The 6,621-nt window shown below is 74.7% G+C and carries 6 protein-coding genes; 4 read left to right on the top strand and 2 right to left on the bottom strand.

The features are described from left to right. The coding region (locus ABTZ17_RS24085) for a S8 family peptidase (RefSeq protein WP_352197767.1) at nt 1–1,031 on the top strand (1,031 nt) is incomplete at its 5' end. Between the two features lie 25 nt (nt 1,032–1,056). Here ABTZ17_RS24085 and ABTZ17_RS24080 read toward each other — a convergent pair. Further along, entirely contained in the window at nt 1,057–2,418 is a 1,362-nt protein-coding gene (locus tag ABTZ17_RS24080) for a M64 family metallopeptidase (RefSeq protein ID WP_352197766.1), read from the bottom strand. Nucleotides 2,419–2,563: 145 nt separating this feature from the next. Here ABTZ17_RS24080 and ABTZ17_RS24075 point away from each other — a divergent pair, with 145 nt between their 5' ends. Then, complete coding sequence (locus ABTZ17_RS24075) at nt 2,564–3,913, top strand: helix-turn-helix domain-containing protein (RefSeq protein ID WP_352197765.1); 1,350 nt, start codon at nt 2,564–2,566, stop codon at nt 3,911–3,913. A gap of 214 nt (nt 3,914–4,127) precedes the next feature. Further along, entirely contained in the window at nt 4,128–4,733 is a 606-nt protein-coding gene (locus tag ABTZ17_RS24070) for a potassium channel family protein (protein WP_352197764.1), read from the top strand. 76 nt (nt 4,734–4,809) lie between these two features. On the opposite strand, the gene ABTZ17_RS24065 is transcribed toward ABTZ17_RS24070, so the two are convergent. Beyond that, complete coding sequence (locus ABTZ17_RS24065; RefSeq protein ID WP_352197763.1) at nt 4,810–5,910, bottom strand: calcium:cation antiporter; 1,101 nt, start codon at nt 5,908–5,910, stop codon at nt 4,810–4,812. Between the two features lie 119 nt (nt 5,911–6,029). Between ABTZ17_RS24065 and ABTZ17_RS24060 the strand changes: the two genes are divergently transcribed. Further along, entirely contained in the window at nt 6,030–6,608 is a 579-nt protein-coding gene (locus ABTZ17_RS24060) for a gluconokinase (protein ID WP_352197762.1), read from the top strand. The last annotated feature ends 13 nt before the right edge of the window (nt 6,609–6,621 follow it).

Below are 6,621 nucleotides of genomic sequence, written 5' to 3'. Positions count from 1 at the left end.
AGGTCAGAGCCTCGAAGGCCACCGCCGCGATGTCCGCCTCGTGGATCAGCGGTCTGGCCAGGCGTGCCGGCGGAGCCCGTACCCTGCCCGTCGCCGCCGACCCCCGCGTGGCCCGGGTCCACCAGGACACCGTGGTCCGCCTGACCGGCGCCCCGGCGCCCGCCCCCGTCGCGGGGGCCGCCCCGGGCACCCAGCCGGACGCGCCCTGGGGACTGGACCGCATCGACCAGCGCAACCTGCCGCTGTCCACCACCTACAGCTGGCTCACCACGGCCCCCGGGGTGCGTGTCTACGTCATCGACACCGGACTGCGCTTCACGCACACCGAGTTCGGCGGCCGGGCGGTCCCGGGCACCGACACCGTCGGTGACGGCGGGGGCGGCCAGGACTGCAACGGGCACGGCACGCACGTCGGCGGCATCGTCGCAGGTCGCACCTACGGCGTGGCCAAAGCGGCCGGACTGGTCTCGGTGCGGGTCCTGAACTGCCAGGGCTCCGCCAGCACCTCCGGGGTCATCGCGGGGGTGGACTGGGTCACCGCGAAGGCCGTCCGACCCGCCGTGGCCAACATGAGCCTGGGCGGTGCGGTCAGCAGCGCCCTGGACGCCGCCGTGAGCGCCTCCATCAGGGCCGGCATCACCTACACGGCCTCGGCCGGCAGCTCGGCCCGCCCGGACGGGGCCTGCACCACCTCGCCCGCCCGGCTGCCGGAGATCATCAGCGTGGCCGCGAGCGACCGCGCCGACCGGCGGGCCTCCTCCTCCAACTACGGGCAGTGCGTCAGCCTGTTCGCCCCCGGCGTCGGCATCCCCTCGGCCTGGAAGGACTCCGACATGGCCACCGCGACCCTCAGCGGCACCTCGATGGCCACCGCGCACGCCGCCGGCGCCGCCGCCCTGCACCTGGGCCGGTACCCGGGGGACAGCCCGGCCCAGGTGAAGCGGGCGCTGGTCACCAACGCGACCGTCGGCGTGCTCACGGGCACCCCGGCCGTCAGTCCGAACCGGCTGCTCTACACGCTGTACCCGTAGGGCGGCCGGACCGGCCGGTGACGGTTCAGAGCCGGACCTTCCAGTGCACCACGGCCTTCATGGCGGCGGCGACCTTCGGATCGCGCACCGCGGGGGTCCGGTCCTGGACCGCCACCGACAGCTTGTGCTTGCGCCCGTCCGCGAGGCGGCCGGCGAGCTTCGCGACCGGGACCTCCGTGCGGCCCGCGAGGCCCGTCAGCTCCTTGCCGTCCAGGTACCAGCGGATCTTCATCCGACGCCCGTCCGCGGCCTTGAGCTTCGGCACCTCGATCTTCACGCTCTGGCCGGGGCGCAGGGTCCGGCCGGGCTCGGTCACCGGGGTGACGGGGCGGGCGTGCCGGTGGAAGCCGGCGATCATCGCCTCCACGCCCGGCAGGTTGAAGGGCTTGCCCAGCACCCGCATCAGGGAGTTGTCGGTGGGCCGGTTCAGGCCCTTCACGAAGTAGCCGCCGCCCTCGTAGGCCCCGACCGTGCCGCCGTCCGGGGAGGTCTCGCCCAGCCAGCGGTGCCACTTCGTCTTCTGCGCGGCCAGGGCGCCCGCGCCGAGCACCGAGATGTTGGAGTCGGCCGGCTCGGGACCGGAGTACTGCTCGTAACCGGGGTAGCCCGGGTAGAAGTACTCGTCGGCGAGCTTGCCCAGGGAGTGCCCGGTCTCGTGGATGGCGACCTGCCCCGAGCGGTCGTTGCCCGCGGAGGCGGTGGATATGCCCTCGTAGCCCAGGGTGGGGCTGGGCTCGTTGTAGCCCGCGCCGCCGTACTTGGAGCTGTTGGACAGCACCACGACCAGGTCGGCCTCGGGGGCCTTCGCCACGTAGGAGTCCACCTTCGCCTGGTCCACGCACAGCAGCCGCTCGATGCCGTCGCACCAGAAGGAGGAGCCGAGGGCGGTGTCCCGCACCACGCCCTGCCCCGGGTCCCCGGAGACCCCGCTCTCCTTGGAGACGGCGTCCACCGTCCACACGTTGAAGAGGTTCCGGTAGGTGGCGTACGGCTCCACGGCCGCGAGCTCCTCCCAGATCTCCTTGGCGTCGGTGCGGAAGGCGCCCAGCTCGGCGGCGGTGTACCCGTCCCCGACCACCACGATGTCCAGACGGTCCGCGGTGGGCCCCTTGCCGATGAGGCGCCGGACCTCGCCGTCGGCCGAGCGCTCGGCGGGCGAGAGCGTGCCCGCCGGGCGTGCCTTGCCCCGGGCGGGCACCCGACGGTGCCCGGAGCCCGCCACCGTGCCGTGCTCGGGGCCGGGCACCTCGACCTCCACCCGGACCGGGTCCGCGGCGGGCGCGGCGGTCGGACCCGCCGTGGCCGTACCGGGCACCGCCGCCAGGACCGCCGTGACCGCCACGGCCGTACCGGCCGCCGTCACGGCCCTGCGCATGGTCGTACGCATCTGAAGACCTCTCCCCGCAAACGAAGTTAAGTCCATCTGTAAGTAGGATGAACAGGCCGCTTAACCTAGGGGGGCGCACCGGGCCCGCGCAATGCCCGGCGGCCCGGAATACTGGGGGAGGGCGCACGAGACGAGGGGGTTCACCGTGGACGCACCGTCCGACATCGGGCGACGGGTGCAACGGCTGCGCACGGAGCGGGGACTGACCCAGCGCCGGCTGGCCGAGCCCGCCTACACCGCCGCCTACATCTCCACCCTGGAGTCCGGCCGCGTCCGGCCCTCCGAGACGGCCCTGCGCTTCCTCGCCGAGCGACTCGGCACCACCTTCGAGGAACTGGCCACCGGGCGACCCGCCCACCAGGCCACGGCCCTGCGCCTGGACCTCACCGATGCCCAGCGCCGACTGGCCACCGGCGCTCCCGACGAGGCCGCCGTGCACTACCGGCGCCTGCTCACCGACGCCGAACACCTGGGCCTCGACCCGGAACGCGCCGAAGCCCACCTCGGCCTGGGCGAATGCGCCCTGGAGGCCGGTGAACTGGGCGACGCCCGGCGCCACTTCGAAGCCGCCGAAAGCCTCCTCGGGCCCGTGCCCCCGCTGCCCCGCACCCGGGCCGTACGCGGCCGGGCCGTGGCCCACCTGCTCGCCGGTGAACTCCGCTACGCCTGCTACCTGCTGGAGACCGCCGTCGAGGAACTGGCCGCGGGCGGCCTCCCCGACCCCGAGTCCCTGGTCCTCCTCTACACCGCCGTCATCGGTCCCTACATCGACATGGGCGCCCACGCCCGCGCCGCACACGCCGCCGAAGCGGCCCTCGCCCTGGCCCCCCGGGTCGGCGATCCCGCGCTCGTCGCCGGCATGCACCGGCAGGTGGCCCGCACCCTCCTCGCCGAGGGCCGGGCCGCCGAGGCCGACGCCTCCCTCGCCAAGGCCCAGGAGCTCTACCGCCAGACCGGACTGCGCACCGACCTCGCCCACTGCCACTGGATGCGCGGGTACGTCCTGGCGCAGAAGGGGGAGCTGACCGCCGCGGAAGCGGAACTGCGGACCGCCCGGGGCATGCTCGCCGCGAAGCGGGCGGCCCTGTACACCGCCCAGGTCGAGGTGGAACTCGCCGACGTGCTGCGCCGACTGGGTCGCCCCGCGGAGGCGGAGGAACTGCTCGTGGTCCTCCTCGACCTCGACGACCGGCACGGCGCCGTGCACGCCGCCGGAGCCCACCGGCTGCTCGGACTCATCGCGGAGGACCGGGCCGAGCCCGAGCGGGCCGAGGAGCACTACGTCCGCGCCCTCGCCCTGCTGGAGCGCAGCGGAGCCGGCGGCGACCTCGCCGATCTGTGCCGCCTGCTGGGGGACCTGCTGCGGCGGGAGGGCCGCACCGAGGCCGCGATGGACGCCTACCGGACCGGCCTGGGACACCGTTCGGCCCCCGGCACCACCACCCTGGGCCCGGCCCCGGCCGCCCCGGCCTTCCCGCCCGGCTTCCCCGCCTGACCACCTGACGGCCCGACCGACCGCCCGTCCGCTCGCGCGCCCGCTCGATGCCGTGCTCGCGCGACCGTCCGGCCGCGTCGGGGCCGGGGCGCGCGGGGACGGCGCGTCCCCGGCCCGGACGCCCCGATGGGCGATGCTTCGGGGGAGGACGGCCCGGTTCCGCTCCGGGCGGCGGCCCGGACGGGAACCGGCGGAGCGCGACGGAGGTGCCGGGATGAGTGGGCGACGGCTGAAGGCGCTGGAACCGACGGAACGCCGGAGGGCCCTGGCCCGGGCCGTCGTACGGTCCCTGCTGACGGTGGCCGCCGTGGTGTGGCTCTACTACGCCGCGCCCTTCGACGGCCGCCCGGGGGACGTGGGCGCCCTCCTCTACTTCGTGTGCGGCGCGGTGGCCTTCGCGGGCGTGCTGGCCTGGCAACTGCGCTGCATCCTCCGCTCGGACCTGCCCCAGGTACGGGCCGCCGAGGGGCTGGCCATCGCCCTCCCGGTGTTCCTCACCCTCTTCGCGGGGGCCTACGTCTCCCTCTCGACCGTCTCGCCCGGCAGCTTCACCGAGCCGATGGGCCGGACCTCCGCCCTGTACTTCGCGATCGTGACCCTCGGCACGGTCGGCTACGGGGACATCGCCGCGCAGACCGACCCGGCGCGGATCCTCGTCGCCGGGCAGATCCTCGCCGACCTGCTGTTCGTCTCGGTGGTCCTGAAGGTGTTCTTCTTCGCGGCACAGCGGGGGCTGGACGAGGAGGCGGGCGGTTCCGCGTCGGGCCCGGCCCCCGGGACGGGCGGGGGACCGGTGCCTCCGGGACGCCCCGCCGACTGACCGGACCGTCCCGGGAACACCGGAGGGGCGGTGCGGCCCACCGGCCGTACCGCCCCTCCGGACGCCCCCGCTCCGCTCAGGGGTTCGCGGCCAGGACCAGGTACGCGCCGAACAGCGACAGGTGCACGCCCGCCTGCATCAGGGTGGCGCGGCCCGGCACGATCGTCAGGCTGCCCGTGGCCACCGTGAGCGCCAGCAGCACCATGTGCGTCGGGTCCAGACCCAGGACGAGCGGTCCGGACAGCCAGATGGAGGCGAGGGCCACCGCCGGAATGGTGAGGCCGATGCTCGCCATCGCCGAGCCGTAGGCCAGGTTGAGGCTGGTCTGCACCCGGTCCCGCCGGGCCGCGCGGACCGCCGCGATGGTCTCGGGCAGCAGCACCAGCAGGGCGATGACCACGCCCACCACGGCGGGCGGCAGCCCGGCCGCCGCCACCCCGCTCTCCAGGGCCGGGGAGACGCTCTTCGCCAGGCCGACGACCGCCAGCAGCGCCACGCCCAGCAGGCCCAGGCTGATGAACATGGTGCGCCGGGACGGCGGGTTGGCGTGGTCGTCCTCCCGCATGACCTCCCCCTGTCGGGTCACCGGCAGGAAGTAGTCCCGGTGCCGGAAGGTCTGGGTGGCGACGAACAGCCCGTACAGGAACACCGAGGCCAGCGCCGCGAACACCAGCTGCGCCGGGGCGAACTCCGGACCCGGCTTGCTGGTGGTGAAGGTGGGGATCACCAGGCTGAGCCCGGCCAGCGTGGTGACGGTGGCGAAGGCGGCGCCGGTGCCCTCGGCGTTGAACACCGCCGTCTTCCGCCGCAACGCCGCGCTGAGCAGGGCGAGTCCCACGATGCCGTTGCAGGTGATCATCACGGCCGCGAAGACGGTGTCCCGGGCCAGGGTGGCGTTCTTCGGCCCGCCGTCCGACATCAGCGTGACGATGAGCGCCACTTCGATGATGGTGACGGCCACCGCGAGCACGAGGGATCCGAAGGGTTCACCGACCCGGTGCGCCACGACCTCGGCGTGGTGGACGGCGGCCAGGACCGCGCCGGCCAGGCAGACGGCCACGACCGCGACCGCCGCCCCGGGCAGCGTCCGGCCCCAGGCCGCGACGAGCAGGACGAGGGCGAGCGGTGGCACCAGTGAGGACCAGCGTTCGACGGTGAATCGGGCTATTCGGATCATCCGACAAGCTTTGCAGATGAATAGATGTAATGCACATTCCTCTTGAATCGCTGGCGGGAGTCCGGGCGTTCGACCGGCCCGCCCCGTCCGGGACGCCGTCCGTACCGCAGGATGGGGCCATGGACGCACCCGAAGACGGCACCGGCCGTGACCCGCGCCCCGCCCGCCCGGCGGTCCGCCCCGAGCGCCCCGACCGGCGCGTGACGGTGGTGGTGACGGGCGTCTCGGGCTCCGGCAAGACCACCCTGGGCCGGTTGTTGGCCGAGGCCCTCGACTGCGCCTACGCGGAGGCCGACGCGTTCCACCCCGCCGCCAACCTGGCCCGGATGGCGGCCGGGATCCCCCTCGACGACGCGGCCCGGGAGCCCTGGCTGCGGGCCCTCGGAGATCGGGCCGCGCGGGCGGAGGCGGAGGGCCGCTCCCTGGTCCTGACCTGCTCCGCCCTCAAGCGCTCCTACCGCGACCTGCTCCGCTCCCTGGCGCCCGGACTGCGCCTGGTGTACCTGCGCGGCTCTCGCGAGCTGATCGCCGAGCGCCTGGCCGCCCGCACCGGACACTTCTTCCCGGCGGCGCTCCTGGACAGCCAGTTCGCCGACCTGGAGGAGCCCGCCCCCGAGGAGCGGGCCGTGGTGCTGGACCCGACCCTGCCACCCGAGGAACTGGTCCGGGCCGCGCTCGCCGCGCTCGCCGCCCGTTGACCGCCCCGGCCGG

Source organism: Streptomyces sp. NPDC097619 (genome assembly GCF_040302735.1).
Lineage (GTDB): Bacteria > Actinomycetota > Actinomycetes > Streptomycetales > Streptomycetaceae > Streptomyces.
This window is presented reverse-complemented; position numbering and strand designations above follow the sequence as displayed.

Coding starts and splice junctions, on each gene's coding strand:
- ABTZ17_RS24080 (WP_352197766.1), bottom strand. CDS start 2,418: ATGCGTACGACCATGCGCAGGGCCGTGACGGCGGCCGGTACGGCCGTG.
- ABTZ17_RS24070 (WP_352197764.1), top strand. CDS start 4,128: ATGAGTGGGCGACGGCTGAAGGCGCTGGAACCGACGGAACGCCGGAGG.
- ABTZ17_RS24065 (WP_352197763.1), bottom strand. CDS start 5,910: ATGATCCGAATAGCCCGATTCACCGTCGAACGCTGGTCCTCACTGGTG.
- ABTZ17_RS24060 (WP_352197762.1), top strand. CDS start 6,030: ATGGACGCACCCGAAGACGGCACCGGCCGTGACCCGCGCCCCGCCCGC.